We start from the raw sequence: 15,108 nt of genomic DNA, 5'->3' as shown, positions 1-15,108 counted from the left end.
GTGGCCTGCTTGTAGATTTTCTCGATTTCCGCAGTTTCCAGGGTTTCACCGCAGACTTCGCATTCCTGATGCTTGCTGCCTTCGCTGTCGGTGGTGGGCTCCTGGTCAATGATCCAGTCACCGGGCTTGTGTCCGGCGGCGTCGGTATAGTCGCCCTTGTAGGTGTCGCCGCAGCTGGAGCAGGTATAGGTGGTGTAGCCCATTTCCGTGCAGGTGGGGGCGGTCACTTCCTTCTGGTAGTCGTGGCCCAGGGCGTTGACGATCACAGCGCCGCACTTGGTACAGAGTTGGGGCGTGGTGCAGGTGGCCGCTTCACCGGGTACATGGCCCGCCGCAGCGTCGCCCTCCAGCCGGTGATAACCGCAGCGGACGCAGCGATACTCGATCACACCCTCGCCGGTACAGGTAGCGCCGGTAATCTCAGTTCCCTCGTCCCAGGAATGGCCTAACGGCTCGGTGTAGTCCGTCACAAAACTGGAACCGCAACCCTCGCAGATATGGACGGTCTTGCCGCCGCCCTCACAGGTGGCCGGGGTTACTTTGGCAACGTAGTTGTGGGGCAGGGCCGCCGTGATGTCCTCAATGTGGCGCTCTCCACAGACGGCGCACTCCCGCAGGGTGTAGCCTGGGCTGGTGCAGGTGGCCGGGACGGTGGTAACGGAGAACTCATGCTCGCCCTTGGGGGTGATGCTTTCCTGGACAGGGCCGCACCGCTCACAGATTTCCAGCACCTTGCCGGGGGTTTCGCAGGTGGCGTCCCGAATGACAATGCTCTGGAACGCATGGCCCAGGGCGGCCTCATAGTCCCGCTTTTCGATTGCACCGCAGTCCACGCACAGGTAGCGGTCATAGCCCAGGGTCAGGCAGGTGGGGGCTACGCTGTCCAGCAGGGTCCAGTTGTGGTCCTCGCCGCAGGAGCCGTCCCCATCGGTTTCCTCGGTGCTTTCGTCCCGCAGATGGACATAGGCCACGCCGTCCTCCACCATGTCGGTATTCTTATAGGTATAGGTAATCTCATAGTACACAGCATAGTCCCCAGCCTCGGTATAGTTGGGGGCGCTGGTCAGGGTGCAGCCGTCCGCCGTGTGGCCGTAGCGGATAGCGGTGGTGACACCTGCCTCGGAAAGATCGGACACTGTGACAGTATGGGGCTGGCCGTCCACCACGCCGAAGTAGTCCGCCACAACAGACTTAGCGGCGGTGTAGGCGGTTTCGGCGTAGCCGCAGTCGGCGCAAGTTGCCATCTCTACAAAGCGGTCATGGGCCAGCTCCGGGCGGATGGCCGTTTCCATGTGGTGCCGCTCCAGGGTGGAACTTTCCTCCTTGTAGGTGCCGTAACAGAACGCACAGTATTCGCCGCTGGTGGTGATAATGCGATGGTAGGTGCTGTCCACCTGCTCAATGGTCTGCGTTTCCGGCAGTTCCTCAAAGAAATCCGCCGCGCAGTCATAGAGCCAATACACATTCTTGTTGCAGGCGTAACTGGTAGCACCCATATTGCTGTTGATGGTGCCGCAGACTTCGCAGACGGCTTTCGTCCAGTGATAGCCGGTATAGGTGGCGTCCTGGCCGGGGGTGCCGTCCAGAAGATCGCCCTTGCTCTTGCCGTCCAGACAGGTACCGTCCGAATATTTGACATTTCGGGTCAGCGCCGTTTCCCCGTTGCGGGTGTACTCGGGAACGCGGAACACCTCAAAGGCAGTGGCCTTGTCACAGACGCAGCAATCAAAGGTTTCCACTGTCACCACCGAGTTTGCGTCCAGTTCGTTGGTGCGGTTCAGAGCCTCCTGCCAATGCTCCGCCGGGTCGTGGTAGCTGTTCTGTTGGGCGGCAAAGGCCGAGGGGATCAGGGAGAGCATGACGGCTACGACCAGAAGGAGGGCCGTCAGCCTCCGGGGGGAATGATGATTGTTTTTCAAATTGTACCTCCTAAATTTGTCGCAGAAATCAGTAAAGCCCTTGGGACACTTTGTCCCAAGGGCTTACTTCTCCAGTTCCGCCTTTTTCTCCGGCGGCTGCTTTTCCTTCCACTCGTCCAGCAGGGCCATGATCTGGTCCTTCATCTGCCGGGGAGTGACCTCCTTGCCAAAATACTTGTTGAGTTCGTCGGTACTGATGATCACATTATCAACCTCCCTTTTTTGTTCACTCAAAATGGCGTCTATCACATCGCCGTTCAGTTTTCCCTCCTGATCCAGTTCCCGGAGCTTTTTGGCCTGTTTGACCGAGGGAGATGCCTGCTCCCCGTCAATGGACACAGCGATCAATCGCTGGTTTTCCGGCCTGATGTACGAGAGTTCCACAGCGGGCATGAACCCCATGTTTTTGGCGTCAACTTTGTCCAGCAGTTCCGGCACCAAACGGTTGAGGCGGAGATAGCGGAGCACCTTTTTGTAGTTGAGATCATGCTCCTTACCCACAATTTCAACCGAGCGTTTTCCTAGGAATTCCTTTTCTTGCTCGTTTTTGGGTCGAGTACCCTGGTGCTTGATGGCCTCTACCTCCAGTTCCAGGAGTCGGGCCAATTCACTGGGCAGGGGATCACCCCGTTGCTTGTTGCTGTTCCGCATCTCCCGGACGGCCTCCAGGTCGGTCATATCTCGGACGATACAGGGCATCTCATCCAGTCCAGCCCGTCCGCTGCCGTGGTGGCGGCGGTGGCCCGCAATAATCTCATAACCCTTGCCGTCCTTTTCCGGGCGGACGGTAGCCGGGGTCATCACGCCGTGTACCTTGATGGTGTCCACCAGATCGTCCATTGCCCGGTCATCCTGCACCTTGTACGGGTGTTCCCGGAAAGTATGGAACGGATGGAGCTCGGACAGCTTCAGATAGACGATTTTGCCTTCTTCCACTGGGCGGGGTGGCATAGGGGGAACCGGCGGCAGGTCAATTTTAGGCGGCTCAGGGGCGGGCTCCTTGGCGGGTGCTTCCTTCTGCGGTCTTGTCTCCTTGCCGGGTTTAGCAGCCGGTGCATCTCCGGGCCCCATTGCCTTGCCTTTTGCGTCCTTGCTTCCTCTGGACACTTTGTCCCGAACAGAGGGCGGGACCCCATCGCGGGCCTCCTTGTTAGCCTTGGACGGGCGGCCCGTGTGGGGCTCTGCCGTTTTTTCCTGTTTGCCAGTTCCTGCCTCGGGCTTTGCTTTGGGCGGACGGCCCCGGTGCTTTTGCTCGGGAGCGGCCTCTGGCGGTTTGTCGGCCACACCGGGAGCGATGGGCCTCTTACCATTGTGATCGGCGGCAGCCTGGATGCCGGACAAGTCAATCACCTTACTGGCAGGAACAGGAGCATCCTCAACTATACCGGGAATCATTGCCTGCTCATGCCCAGGCGGATCGCCAGGGCTTTTGAGTGGCTCCGGGGTGGGAGAATCACTCGGCCCGGGGGGAGCAATTGCCTCCGGGGGCTTATTGTTCTTCGGGTCTGGGCTCAGTTTGTCGTCTGCCATTTGCCAACCTCCTTCGTGATAGCATGAAAAAAGCCAGCCCAATGGCTGGCTTGTGAAGAGCATCCCTCCTTTAGCGCAAAGATATAAAATGCTGCCAATAGTCCCTATAAGCAGTCCATTTTTTAAAGACATTGTACTATATAGCATTGAAATCTGTCGCGTTTTTATGCATAATGTGATATAATGAAAAAACGGATTTGTATGGTGATTGAAATGGAAAAATATACACAGGGCTCAATTTTGTATGGGCTGCGTTCACAATATTATGATGGGATAAAGTGTTACGGAGTAATTATTACTGCTCGCTGTGAAATTGCGCAGAACAAATCTAAAGTAATACATTTATTATCAGCAATATCTCTCCATGATTGGGTATGCACAGAACTTTTCTCCAGAGCCTTTAATGATTACCTGCATAACGATATTTTAGGGCCCATAAACCAATGGGCAAGAGAGAGCGGGTTAGACTTTGATACCCTTTTAGCATTCGGTCCAGAAAAGGTATTGATAAACATAAAGGCCGATGAAAAACTAAAAAAGAGAAACTTTGATAAGTTGGAACAATCGGTACATAAGTGGAAAGCTTGGAGTGAGTTAACTGAGCATTGTTCAATAAAAGATAGAATCAAATTGTTAAACGGCGATTTGTCTAAACGGAAAAGTGCTATACTCAAGGATCTTTTATGTGAGCGGTTTCCAAATGAGTTTTGCTTTCTACCACATAAAGCAAAAATAGGTCAAAATGAAATTATGACAGATGGAATTGTTGTTAATTTAAAAGATATAATTCAAATATCTCTTGAAGAAATTGAAACGATTGCAAAAAACGGATTTGATTACGCAGAAATTTCAAAGCAGGAAAACGGCAATCTAGAGTTACAAAGACTAAATAGTAAGTATTTTTTGGAATGCAGTAGTGATTTTGTTATATTTGATGGCAGGATTGCATCGCCTTGGATTGAGCATCTTCTACAGAACTTTTCTAGTGCATTTGCAAGGATAGGAATTGACACTCTTTCCAATACTGAATTGTCTGCTTTTTGTGATTCGTATCAAGTTGATTAATAAGGGGATATACGATGAAATACATATTGTTTGAACAGAGTGCAGCCGAAGAAATTGTGACGAAAGTTGAGCTGCAAAGTTTTGAATACGAACTCAGCAAACTTTTCGTCGCTTTTATTCGAGAAGAAAAAGATAATTTCAAAATGAAGGGAATTATAGCCGATAAGCAACGCAATGGGATAATTTTTGCAGGACCTGGCTTGCATAAAAAAATAATGGTTATTGATTTAGAGCAATGCCGTATTCTAGAAGATGCCAATGACACTGAACTATTGCTCATATTACAAAAACTTTTAAGATTTTCTATACGCTACTGGAATCAGCAATCCTTTACCTCTGCTGAGAATATTGTTAATGATAAAGCTGTTATTTTCCCATTTCCTTATAGTCAGAAAAAAGCATATCGAATTGCTATTGCTCGTGAACCGCATTGTCAGCGATTACAAACTAGAGGCATATCTTTCGCGCTTTTGGCTTATAAATATAATGACAAAGGGGCACCAAAGGGCATAGAGATTCCTGATATAGGAGTATATCAAAAGGCAGGCGAAACATATCTTAACCAAATACATGATTACAAAAAGCATTTTGAACTGTATTCGTCTCCTTCCCAACATGAAAGCCATAATACAAATCCTATGCATCTAGTGGAGGCAAAAACATTGTCACCTGATCTAGCTTTTAGCTATATGACTTTAGCACAGCAACGGGTCAGATTGACTGATTCCCAAAAAAAAGTTGTGGATTCAGAAGATATAACTGCTCCTATACGTGTTGAGGGGCCTGCTGGAACTGGAAAGACAGTTTCACTTATAATGCGTGCAGCTGTCTTATTAGCAAATGCAAGAGAAAAAAACTTGCCGTTCAAAGTTGTTTTTTTTGCCCATAGCAAAACAACAGAAGCTAGTATTAAACTTATTTTTGATTCATCAACCAATGGGCAGTGGGAAAACGATGAAAATCAAAGTATCGAAATTACAACTTTACAAGAATACTGTGCAAACTATATTAATTTGAACGAAACACAAATTATCGATGGCGATGCTTATGAGGCAAAACAATATCAACTGTTAATAATACAAGATATTTATACTAAAATATCTGCGCAATATTATAAAACTTATCGACCGCATCTTTCAGAAGAATTAAAAAATGTTTTAGATAATGAAGATCCTTCTAGAGTTGTTTCGCTATTGCAACATGAGTTTAGTATTCAGATAAAAGGATACTCAGCGGAGGACTTTGATGTATATAAGAACCTTTCTGCCTTATCAAACGGTTTGCCAGTTATTACAGAAGATGATAAAACATATGTATATAAACTATTTACAGAGTATCAAAGTTATTTAAGAAGAGAATCAGTTTTTGATACTGATGATGTGGTTTTGGAAGCGATTTCTAGATTTAGAGGGCCATTGTGGAAGAGAGAGCGAGAGCAAAATGGCTATGACTATATTTTTGTGGACGAAATGCATTTATTTAATGTGAATGAACAACAAATATTTCATTATCTCACGAAAAAAATTAACCAAGAAAGTATCCCAATTTGTTTTGCATTAGATTATAGCCAAGCAATAGGTGACAGAGGAGATATCAGCAATAATTATATTGAGAGAGAATTCCCAGCAGGGAGTGTAATTTCTCAAGAATATAGTACGGTTTTCAGAAGTTCTCAGCAAATTGCAGAACTCTGTGCATCTATAACTGCATCTGGTGCGGCACTTTTCAATGCTTTCATTAATCCATACAAATCAGCCTTAAGCGGATTTACTGCTAGAGAAGACTCATTTTGTAGACATCCAAAACTCTATATGTATAATAGTGATCGAGAAATGCTATCTTCTCTAAAAAGCCATATTGATGACATGATTAAAACATTTCAGTGCAACCCAAACGAAATTGCAGTTATTATGTTTGGCCCGGGTGAGATTGACGCAGATCTCATTTCAGAAAATTCTGGTCATCCAGTAATTGAACTTATTAGCAAAAACAATGTAGCAGAAAATACGAAGGAAAAAAGTTGCATAGTGTTGTCTACTCCTGAAAATATAAATGGGTTAGAGTTCAAAGGTGTAATTTTGGTCGGAGTGGATGAGGGTAGAGTTCCTGTAACTTCCCAAAATGATATATCAGAAAATTTTATGCGCTTTAAAGCCCTTAATCAACTATATTTGGCATGTTCTAGAGCCCGTTTTCAGGTGCGAATACTCGGTAATCTTTCCAGGGGAGTTTCAAGTTGCTTAAACTATTCTTTAGGAAATGGAACTCTTGTAAAATAAGCTCATATATCCTGCGTACCAAAAGCACTCTCCCCACCCCTTTTAGAGGGTTCGCTACACGCTTGTACTGGGAGAGCGCTTGAATGGCATTCAAGAGGTCAGCGGTTCGATCCCGCTTATCTCCACCAAAACAATAACTCACACAGTCAATGCTGTGTGAGTTATTGTTTTATCCAAGAAGAATATGAGGACGAACACTCAGTTAAAAGATGTGTTCCTAAGCCCGTGCAAAAAATGCACGGGCTTTTTTTTATTTTCAATGAAGTAACAAGATTGGAGGTTTACAGTGGGGAGTAAATTTTTTGAGGAACTATCCCGGTGTCTCGGAAAGGAGCAAATTGAATCCCTTAGCAAAGAGGACAGGCGGCTGGAGATTTTTCTCCATGGACAGCCTGTCCTTTCTGTTTCTCCTGGGAACGAAGTATTTATGCTTCCGTCCGGGAGCAAGAATCCAGAGGCCAACGAGCTGTATCACAGGGTCGCCATTGCAGCCGACAGAGTATTTGAATATGTGGAGGCTATGGAAAACACCCCCCTGCTCCGTGCTCGTGGTCTTGACAATAAGTTTCATCTGCTTGCGGATTTCGGCGGGGCTGTGCTGGCGGGCAGAGAGCGAGGCACCGGCCGGGGCTATGAGTTCGTTACATGGATCTGGGATTATGAAAGGGTCGGCGTCAGCCATGGGCACTATTATGAGGATGATTTTGCAGGAGCCAAACGGGACTTCGCTGTCCGCTCTGGTCTGATCCCCAAAGCCAGTCTCTTCTCCAATGAGGAGTTGACAGAGATTTATCGTGCAACGGATCATCTGTTGGCAGAAGACCCAAATTTGAATGACAAACAGATAAGAGCCATTCAAGAAGCCAGAATCAAAATCGAGTTCTCTGTCCCTGACCTGGACACCCAATTGGAACACAGACAGGATTATAGCCCTCAGATGGAGATGTAGGGCTCGGCATTGGAGGAATACGATGAGAATGAATGCTGTGTTATCAAATCCGAAGCATCCCGAGTACGGACAGTTTACCGTTCCCCTCCCAATCCCGCACAACCAGTATGACGGAATCATGGAGGCGCTGAATGCGATGGACATGGGAGATCCCCTGGCGAGGGACTGCCAAATGGACGAGATCCTTGGTGAGTACCCCATCCTGAAGCGACTGGAGGGAAAACCTGTAAATATCGACGAGCTGGACTATCTGGCCAAGCGGCTGGACAGCTTCTGTTATGCACAGGAGGGCGCTCAGTTCCAGGGTGCTGCAGTCAGCTACGACTATTCCGACATGACCGACCTGATCAACTTGACATTTTCCTGCCAGCAGGTCACGGTCATCACAGTTTTTTCTGATTTAGAGCAGGTCGGCAGAGATCATTACATGGTGCTGAATGGCGGCTGCGCCAGCAAAGAGGAGCTGGACGCCCTTGACGGCTATGAAACCGCCTTGCTCCTCATTGATGAGGGCAATGGAGTCATCACACCATACGGAGTACTTCTTGGACCTGGCTGAATAGAGACAGCACCAGTGATTATGACACCTATAAGCGCTATGTGGATTTGAGTGCTGAGATGGGATGGGAGTATCTTCTCCTGGATGATGGCTGGCAGCCTGAATTTGGAGAATACTATGACTGGTTTGATGACTTGCTGGAGTACGCAAAGACTAAAAATGTAAAGCTTCTGGTTTGGGTCGATCACAATAAGATCAAAGACCAGGATACTCGGCGGGCTACTTTTGAAGAGTGGGCCGATATGGGAATTGCAGGGGTAAAACCGGATTGGTTTAATAGTGATTCTCAGGAATATATGCAGCTGTATGATGGGATTATGGAAGATGCAGCCACCTATCACTTGTTGATCAATCTGCACGGCTGCCCGCAGACTCATGGTGAACGGCGTACATATCCCTTTATGCTTACGCGGGAAGGACTGCTGGGCGGCGAGACGCCGAGCCGGCTGACAGCATTCCACAATTGTATGCTGCCCTTTACAAGAATGGCTATTGGCCCTGCAGATTATACCCCGATGTTCCACATTTACAGCGATGTAGACTTCAGCGTAGCGCAGATGGCGGCGATGGCGGTCGTCTATGAATCTGGTATTCAGTGTTTGGCGGATAAGCCGGTATATTATCTCGCCAGCCCCGCCAGAGAGTATTTCCAGGATATTCCTTCCGGTTGGGACGAGTCCAAAATGTTGGCGGCTGATCCGGGCAATCTTGTTATCATGGCTAGGCGCAGTGGGGAAGAGTGGTATATCGGCGGAATGTGCGTGGAACAGCACAACGCAGAAATTGACCTGTCTTTCCTGGGCGAGGGTGATTATTATGCGGTCATCTGTAAAGATGGTGCGGATATATCTGAGTTGGTCAGTGAGAAAAAGATTGTAACAAACCGTGACGTCCTGACCGTGCCGATGCTAGAAAATGGCGGATTTGCCATTTGTATCATGCGTGAAGATCCGTCTCCGGACAGTCTGGTTTTGGATTATGCTGAACTGACGATGGAATTGAATGATTCCCAGACAATTACTGCCACAGCATATCGGGACGGCAATCCGGTTGCGGCCTCTGTTAATTGGTCGAGCAGTGATCCTACTGTTGCTACCATAAACAATGGTGAAATCAGAGCGGTAGGAGCAGGTACGGCAACCATTACTGCGACGGTTGATGCGTATGGGAAAACGTTAACAGCCAAGTGCGAGGTGAAAGTGACTCTGCCCGCGTATATTCCTGCAGAGGGGTGGACTGTAGTAAATCAGAATGAATACTGCAAGGTTGAGGCAGAAAATAAAATTCTAATTACTACACAAGTAGGCGATTTTGCAAAGAATTACCAGGAACCGAACAACTATTGGCTGTATGATGCACCGGAGGGGGATTTCACCCTGACCATTAAGGTGAGCGGCGGGCTGAATGCACATGCGCAAAAGGTAGGTGTGATGGTGTTTGACAATTGGCAGGCCATTGCATCGGTTACCAGACGCTACCATAACAGCCTTGGCAAAAACATCTTTGGAATGTTCCAGAACCTGGATGGAGTCTGGGGCGAGAATGCAGTAGCGGATACTCAGAAAGATGTGCCTGCATATCTTAAGCTGGAGAGAACCGGGAACACCTTCAAGGGTTGGTACAAATATGAAGGGGAAGAGGATTGGACTGCTGTAGGCGAGCTGACCAATGAGACGGTTGGTCAGTCTGCAGACATGAAAATCGGCGTGTTTGCAGTCAATGGCAGTACCGATGCAAATATTCCTGTTACCATCGAAGACTTTAACTGCAATGGCGAACAGATTGCTTTTGGCGCAAAGACGGTAGAGGGCGTAACGCTTAACAAATCTGCACTGATTCTCGAACAGGGGGACAATGAAGTTCTGGTTGCCACTGTGCTGCCGGAAAATGCGGTAGATAAGACGGTTACTTGGTCCTCAGATAATGATTCTATAGCTACGGTAGATCAATTTGGCAATGTCGTTGCGGTAGGCGAAGGAACAGCGGTGATCACTGTCACCACTACAAACGGAGGATATACTGCTTCGTGTGTTGTTACAGTTACAGGGAGTTCCAGCAGCAGCGCCTCCGTGACCCGCTACGACGTGACAGTTGAGGAAACATCCAACGGTACTGTGAAGGTGTCCAACAGCCGTCCTTCTGCCGGACTGACAGTCACTGTGACACTGACTCCCGACGAGGGTTACAAGGCCGATGGTGTTACCGTTACCGATGCCAAGGGGAACGCCGTTGCCGTGACTGACAAGGGCGACAGCAAGTATACCTTCAGAATGCCCAGAAGCAATGTCACCGTGAAGGCGTCCTTCACTAAGGACGATACCCCCGTGGAGACCGGCCTGCCCTTCACCGATGTGGAGAACGGTGTGTGGGTACACCGACGCTGTGAACTGGGCCGCCTCCAAGGGCATTGTCAAGGGCTACAGCGACACCGTCTTTGCTCCCAACGACACCGTGACCCGCGAACAGCTGGCTACCATCCTGTACCGCTACGCTGAGAGCAAGGGCTACGATGTGTCTGACAAGGGCGACCTGACCACCTTCGCTGACAGCACCGGTACCTCCTCCTGGGCCGCTGAGGCTATGGAGTGGGCGGTTGGTTCCGGTCTGCTCACCGGCAAGGACGGCGGTAAGCTTGACCCCACCGGTACTGCTACCCGGGCTGAGATTGCAACCATCCTTATGCGATTTGCGGAAAACGAGAAATAAGCAGCTGCCAATAGGCGTTTCTCCTCCGAAAGCGGGGCGGAAGTTTTTGACTTCCGCCCCGCTTTTATTTGAACTCCGCAATGGGATTTCGCAGAGTTTTCTTGCTGTGCGAAGAAAGGGGATAGTTGTAGAAAGGACAAAGGTGTAGTATAATAATTGACAATCTGTAAAATATCGGAAGGCCTTGTGGCGAGAATCATTTGCTGCATATTGGGTCGGGAGCAGCAACCAAATGGGAAGGAGAAGTGAGCACTCATGGAAATTGATGTATTTGTCAGCCATCATACCGCGTCCTCCTTGCATATTGTGGAAGGTATTGTCAATAAATTGGAGGCCGACGGCGTTCGCTGCTGGTATGCGCCCAGAAATACAGAGGGCGCGTATGCCTCCAGCATTGTAAAGGCGATCAACCAATGCGCAATTTTTCTCCTGATCCTGAATCGTCAGGCATCGGAGTCTGTTCATGTGCTGAACGAAATCGACATGGTGAGCCGCAGACTTACCCGGAATGAAGAAGTAAAGATTATCCCCTTCCATGTAGCCGATGATGAGATCGGTGAGGAGGCCCAGTATTACTTGGGCCGGCTGCACTGGATCGATGCTATGACGCCGCCCATGTATAAGCGCATCGATGAGCTGGTGGAGCGCCTGGAGATGCTGCTGGGCAAGAAAAAGGGAGAGCGTACACAGCAGACGCAAAGCCCCATCCGTCAATATCGACTGCTGGCCCGTATGCCCCAGGCCAGAGATGTATTTGAGGGCAGAGAGACACTTTTGGAGCAGATTCACGCCCACTTTGCTCAGGGGAAACGTTGCATCTTTCTGGAGGGGATCGGCGGCATCGGGAAGAGTGAACTAGCAAAGCAGTATGCGTTAAGATTCCAAAAGGAATACGAGCAGACGCTGTTTGTCAGCTATCAGGGCAGCCTCCAGCGCCTGGTTTGCGACGAAGAGGCGGTCTCCATTGAGAATCTGGAGCCGCAAAAGCCCACAGAAGATGAGCGGGCCTTTTTCCTGCGGAAACTGCGGGTGATGCAGAGCATTACCAGCGAGAAAACCCTGCTGATCGTAGATAATTTTGATGTGGATGGGGACCCGGACCTGGACAAATTCCTGGAGGGCAGCTACCATGTGATCTTTACCACTCGCAATGCCCATCCGGGATATCCGGCGCTCCGGGTGGAGGCCATGCAGGATTTTGATGTGCTGCTGGACATTTTCCAGAAAAACTATGGCGAGTGTGTGGAAGAGGGCGACAAGGACAGCCTGAAGAAGATTTTTGACAGGATTGCCTGCCACACTTATACGGTGGAACTGATTGCCAAGCAGATGAGCGCCAGCTTTCTCAGTGCGGACGAGATGTTGGCACTGTTGGAGCAGGGAGATATGCAAAGCGGACTGGCGGAGACCGTATCCGGCCGACAGTCTGTAAATACCGCTTTTGGGCATATCTGCTCGGTGTTCAATACCAGTAACCTGAGTGACGAGGAGAAGCAGATCCTGCGCTGCCTGTCTCTGATGGGGCACAGCGGTGTGCCTGCGGTCCGTTTTCGGGAGTGGATGGATCTGCCCTCCTTTGAACCCATCAATCAGCTGATCCGCAAGAGCTGGGTGCTGAAAGGGGCGGAAAGACGGATCTCTCTGCATCCGCTGGTGATCGAGGTGGTCCATGCGGTTTTACGGCCTGATGTGGATCAGTGCGGCAAATTCCTGGACAATATGTCCCGGTTCCTGTTCACTGCCTGGCTGCGGCCTTATCAGGAAAATCTGGCGGTTACCGACAGTGTGCTGGCTCTGGCGGATTATTTTCCGGAGCCGGATACCCGGGCAATCGATGCCTTTGAGCCGATCTCCGGCTTTCTATGGCAGGTCGGGCGTTTTGATGCATCTATTGAAAATGCCCATCGTTTTTATGATGCCTGCCGCAAACAGCTGGGAGAGGACAACCCCATGACCGGCTACGCAGCGAAAAACCTGGGAGGATGCTACTTCAACAGCCGCCGCAATAAGGAATCCATCCCCTGGTACCGACTGGGACTGGAGCTAATGCTCCGCAGCGGTATGCCAGAAAATGAGGATCTGGCTATGGCTTATGAAAAGGTGGCCCGCTGCTATACCTGGGAGTACGACCAGGACTTTGACAAGGCGCAGACCTATTTTCAACAGGCCCTTGACATTCGCCAGCGCAACATTGCAGCCCTGGAGCGGGGAGAGAAGCGGGATATGCTCATGAAAAATGAGCAGTATGACCTGGCGCTGGCCCGGGAGCGGGTGGGCGAGACCTATATGGAAATGGGACGGATGTACCAGAGACAGGGAAACTATCAGAAGGCGCTGGAATGTACCCTGCTGCATGAGCAGACACTGTCAGAGCGAAACCCGTCAGGACTTGCTTATTCGCTGTACGATCAGGGTGTATCTCATTATCACCTGGGCCTGGAAGCGGAGGCGGATGGGCGCGGAGAGGATGCGCGGGCTCAGTGGGCACAGGCGGAAGATAAACTTGTCCGGGCCCTGGAAATCAACCAGCATATGCGGGGCGCCCTTGCGGCGGATACCATTGAGAATCAGGAGATGCTTGGCGACCTGTATGCCGCGCAGGGGCGCTATGGCGAGGCCTCCAACGCCTATATGGCGGTTATTTCCATGGTAGAAAAACTGTTTGGAAAGGATTCAGACAGGATTGAGTCGGTAAAGCAGAAAATGGATTTTTTCGGGGCGGATATTTAAACTGCAAAAAGCCACCTGCGCACCAAATGCTCCGGCCGCACAAGGGTATCATCAAAAACCGTCCAGGGCAAAGGAGGACTCGCCGCTTTTAGTGGCGGGTCCTCCTAAATATTTAACTTTTATTCATACTGAGTTCATGGTATGATGTCCACGAGGTGATGTCCGTGGAACTGAACTTGGAAGGCGTTGTCGTGGGAGCCGCGTCGCTGCTGGTGATTGGCGCCTTCCATCCCCTGGTGATCTGGTGCGAGTACCGCTTCACCCAGCGAGCTTGGCCGGTGTTCCTGATCGTCGGCCTGCTGTGTCTGCTGGCGGCCCTTCTGATCCAGGGGTTTTTGTCCATCCTTTTGGGGCTTCTGGCCGCCTGCCTGGAGGAGCACTTCCCCCACTCTATGGCTAACGCCGTGGTGGAGGAGGCCCGCCGCCGGGGTCTAAACCATGAGGAGCGCCACGCCAAGGTAGAATACCTGGTGGCCCATGGCATCGCCAGTTCGGTGGACGGAGAGCAGGTGCGCATCGGCATCGCCCACTTCATCTTTGAAGACGAGAAGTGCGTAGTCCCGGAGGGGGAGCAGTCTAAGTTCGACGCCCTGTCCCCGGAGTATTCCCAGCTGTATCTGGCCATCGATGGAGTGCTCTCCGCCGTGCTCTGCATCTCCGATCCCCTGCGGGAGGAGGCGAAGGACGTGCTCTGCCCTGCGGGATCTGGGCGTGAAAAACGCCGTCATGCTCACCGGGGACAGACCCCGCACCGCTGCTGCCATTGCGGAGCAGCTGAGAGTGGACGATTTCCGGGCCGGCGTGCTCCCAGCGGACAAGGCGGAGTATGTTGCTGCTCTGCGGCGGGAAGGGCACACCGTTCTCATGGTAGGGGACGGCATCAACGACTCCCCAGCCCTCTCCGAGGCGGACGCGGGCATCGCCATCAGCGACGGGGCGGCCATCGCCCGGGAGATCGCCGACATCACCATCGCCGCCGACAGCCTGTGGGAGTTGGTGCGCCTGCGGCAGTTGTCCATGGCCCTGATGCGCCGCATCCAGAACAACTACCGCTTTGTTATCGGCTTCAATGGGGCGCTCATCGGCCTGGGCGTAGCGGGCATCCTGCCACCGGCTACCTCCGCCATGCTCCACAACTTGTCCACTCTGGGCGTGAGCCTTCACAGCATGAGCGCACTACCCCTGCCCAAAACAAAATAATGTCTCCCGACAGAGCCCGGCGCGAGTGCCCCGCCCTCACAAGGGTATCACTAAAACCGTCCAGTGCACAGGAGAACTCGCTACTAAAAGTGGTGAGTTCTCCTTAAATATTTACGGTTAGTTCTATCCACTTAAATGAATGCAGCTGTGCCTTTTAGATTTTGAAACGGA

8 protein-coding genes and 3 pseudogenes are annotated in these 15,108 nt (G+C 50.6%); 9 read left to right on the top strand and 2 right to left on the bottom strand.

Translation table 11 applies throughout. The annotated features are described in order from the left end of the window. A pseudogene (locus B5G42_RS01730) lies at positions 1-1,919 on the bottom strand (hypothetical protein); the annotation flags it as partial. A 63-nt stretch (positions 1,920-1,982) separates the two neighbouring features. Beyond that, positions 1,983-3,449, bottom strand: coding sequence for a ParB/RepB/Spo0J family partition protein (locus tag B5G42_RS01725; protein WP_087266051.1), 1,467 nt, complete (start codon positions 3,447-3,449; stop codon positions 1,983-1,985). Between the two features lie 201 nt (positions 3,450-3,650). Here B5G42_RS01725 and B5G42_RS01720 point away from each other — a divergent pair, with 201 nt between their 5' ends. From B5G42_RS01720 to B5G42_RS01680, 9 genes and pseudogenes are all read left to right on the top strand, one after another. Next, complete coding sequence (locus B5G42_RS01720) at positions 3,651-4,514, top strand: hypothetical protein (protein ID WP_087266049.1); 864 nt, start codon at positions 3,651-3,653, stop codon at positions 4,512-4,514. A gap of 14 nt (positions 4,515-4,528) precedes the next feature. Continuing rightward, positions 4,529-6,793 (top strand): UvrD-helicase domain-containing protein, encoded by a 2,265-nt coding sequence (locus B5G42_RS01715; protein WP_087266047.1) that lies wholly within the window; start codon positions 4,529-4,531, stop codon positions 6,791-6,793. A 286-nt stretch (positions 6,794-7,079) separates the two neighbouring features. Then, on the top strand, positions 7,080-7,742 hold the full coding sequence (locus tag B5G42_RS01710) for a hypothetical protein (protein ID WP_055270295.1): 663 nt from the start codon (positions 7,080-7,082) through the stop codon (positions 7,740-7,742). Positions 7,743-7,764: 22 nt separating this feature from the next. Then, positions 7,765-8,301 (top strand): hypothetical protein, encoded by a 537-nt coding sequence (locus B5G42_RS01705; protein WP_140399768.1) that lies wholly within the window; start codon positions 7,765-7,767, stop codon positions 8,299-8,301. After that, entirely contained in the window at positions 8,274-10,796 is a 2,523-nt protein-coding gene (locus B5G42_RS18555; protein ID WP_343286679.1) for a glycoside hydrolase family 97 catalytic domain-containing protein, read from the top strand. Before B5G42_RS01705 ends, B5G42_RS18555 begins: the two co-directional genes overlap by 28 nt. Then, positions 10,684-11,007: an S-layer homology domain-containing protein gene (locus tag B5G42_RS18550; protein ID WP_242958700.1), complete on the top strand. Its 324-nt coding sequence runs from the start codon at positions 10,684-10,686 to the stop codon at positions 11,005-11,007. Before B5G42_RS18555 ends, B5G42_RS18550 begins: the two co-directional genes overlap by 113 nt. 255 nt (positions 11,008-11,262) lie before the next feature. Continuing rightward, the gene (locus B5G42_RS01685) at positions 11,263-13,737 is read left to right on the top strand and encodes a tetratricopeptide repeat protein (RefSeq protein WP_087266043.1); all 2,475 of its coding nucleotides are present in this window, start codon (positions 11,263-11,265) and stop codon (positions 13,735-13,737) included. 158 nt (positions 13,738-13,895) lie between these two features. Beyond that, positions 13,896-14,045, top strand: a pseudogene (locus B5G42_RS18910) (DUF4491 family protein); the annotation flags it as partial. A gap of 48 nt (positions 14,046-14,093) precedes the next feature. Continuing rightward, positions 14,094-14,937 (top strand): annotated as a pseudogene (locus B5G42_RS01680) (HAD-IC family P-type ATPase); the annotation flags it as partial. Between the last annotated feature and the right edge of the window lie 171 nt (positions 14,938-15,108).

The sequence above is a fragment of the Flavonifractor sp. An91 genome, assembly GCF_002159225.1.
Classification (GTDB): Bacteria; Bacillota; Clostridia; order Oscillospirales; family Oscillospiraceae; genus Flavonifractor; species Flavonifractor avicola.
Note: the sequence above shows the minus strand (reverse complement) of the source record. Positions and strands in the feature narration are given on the sequence as shown.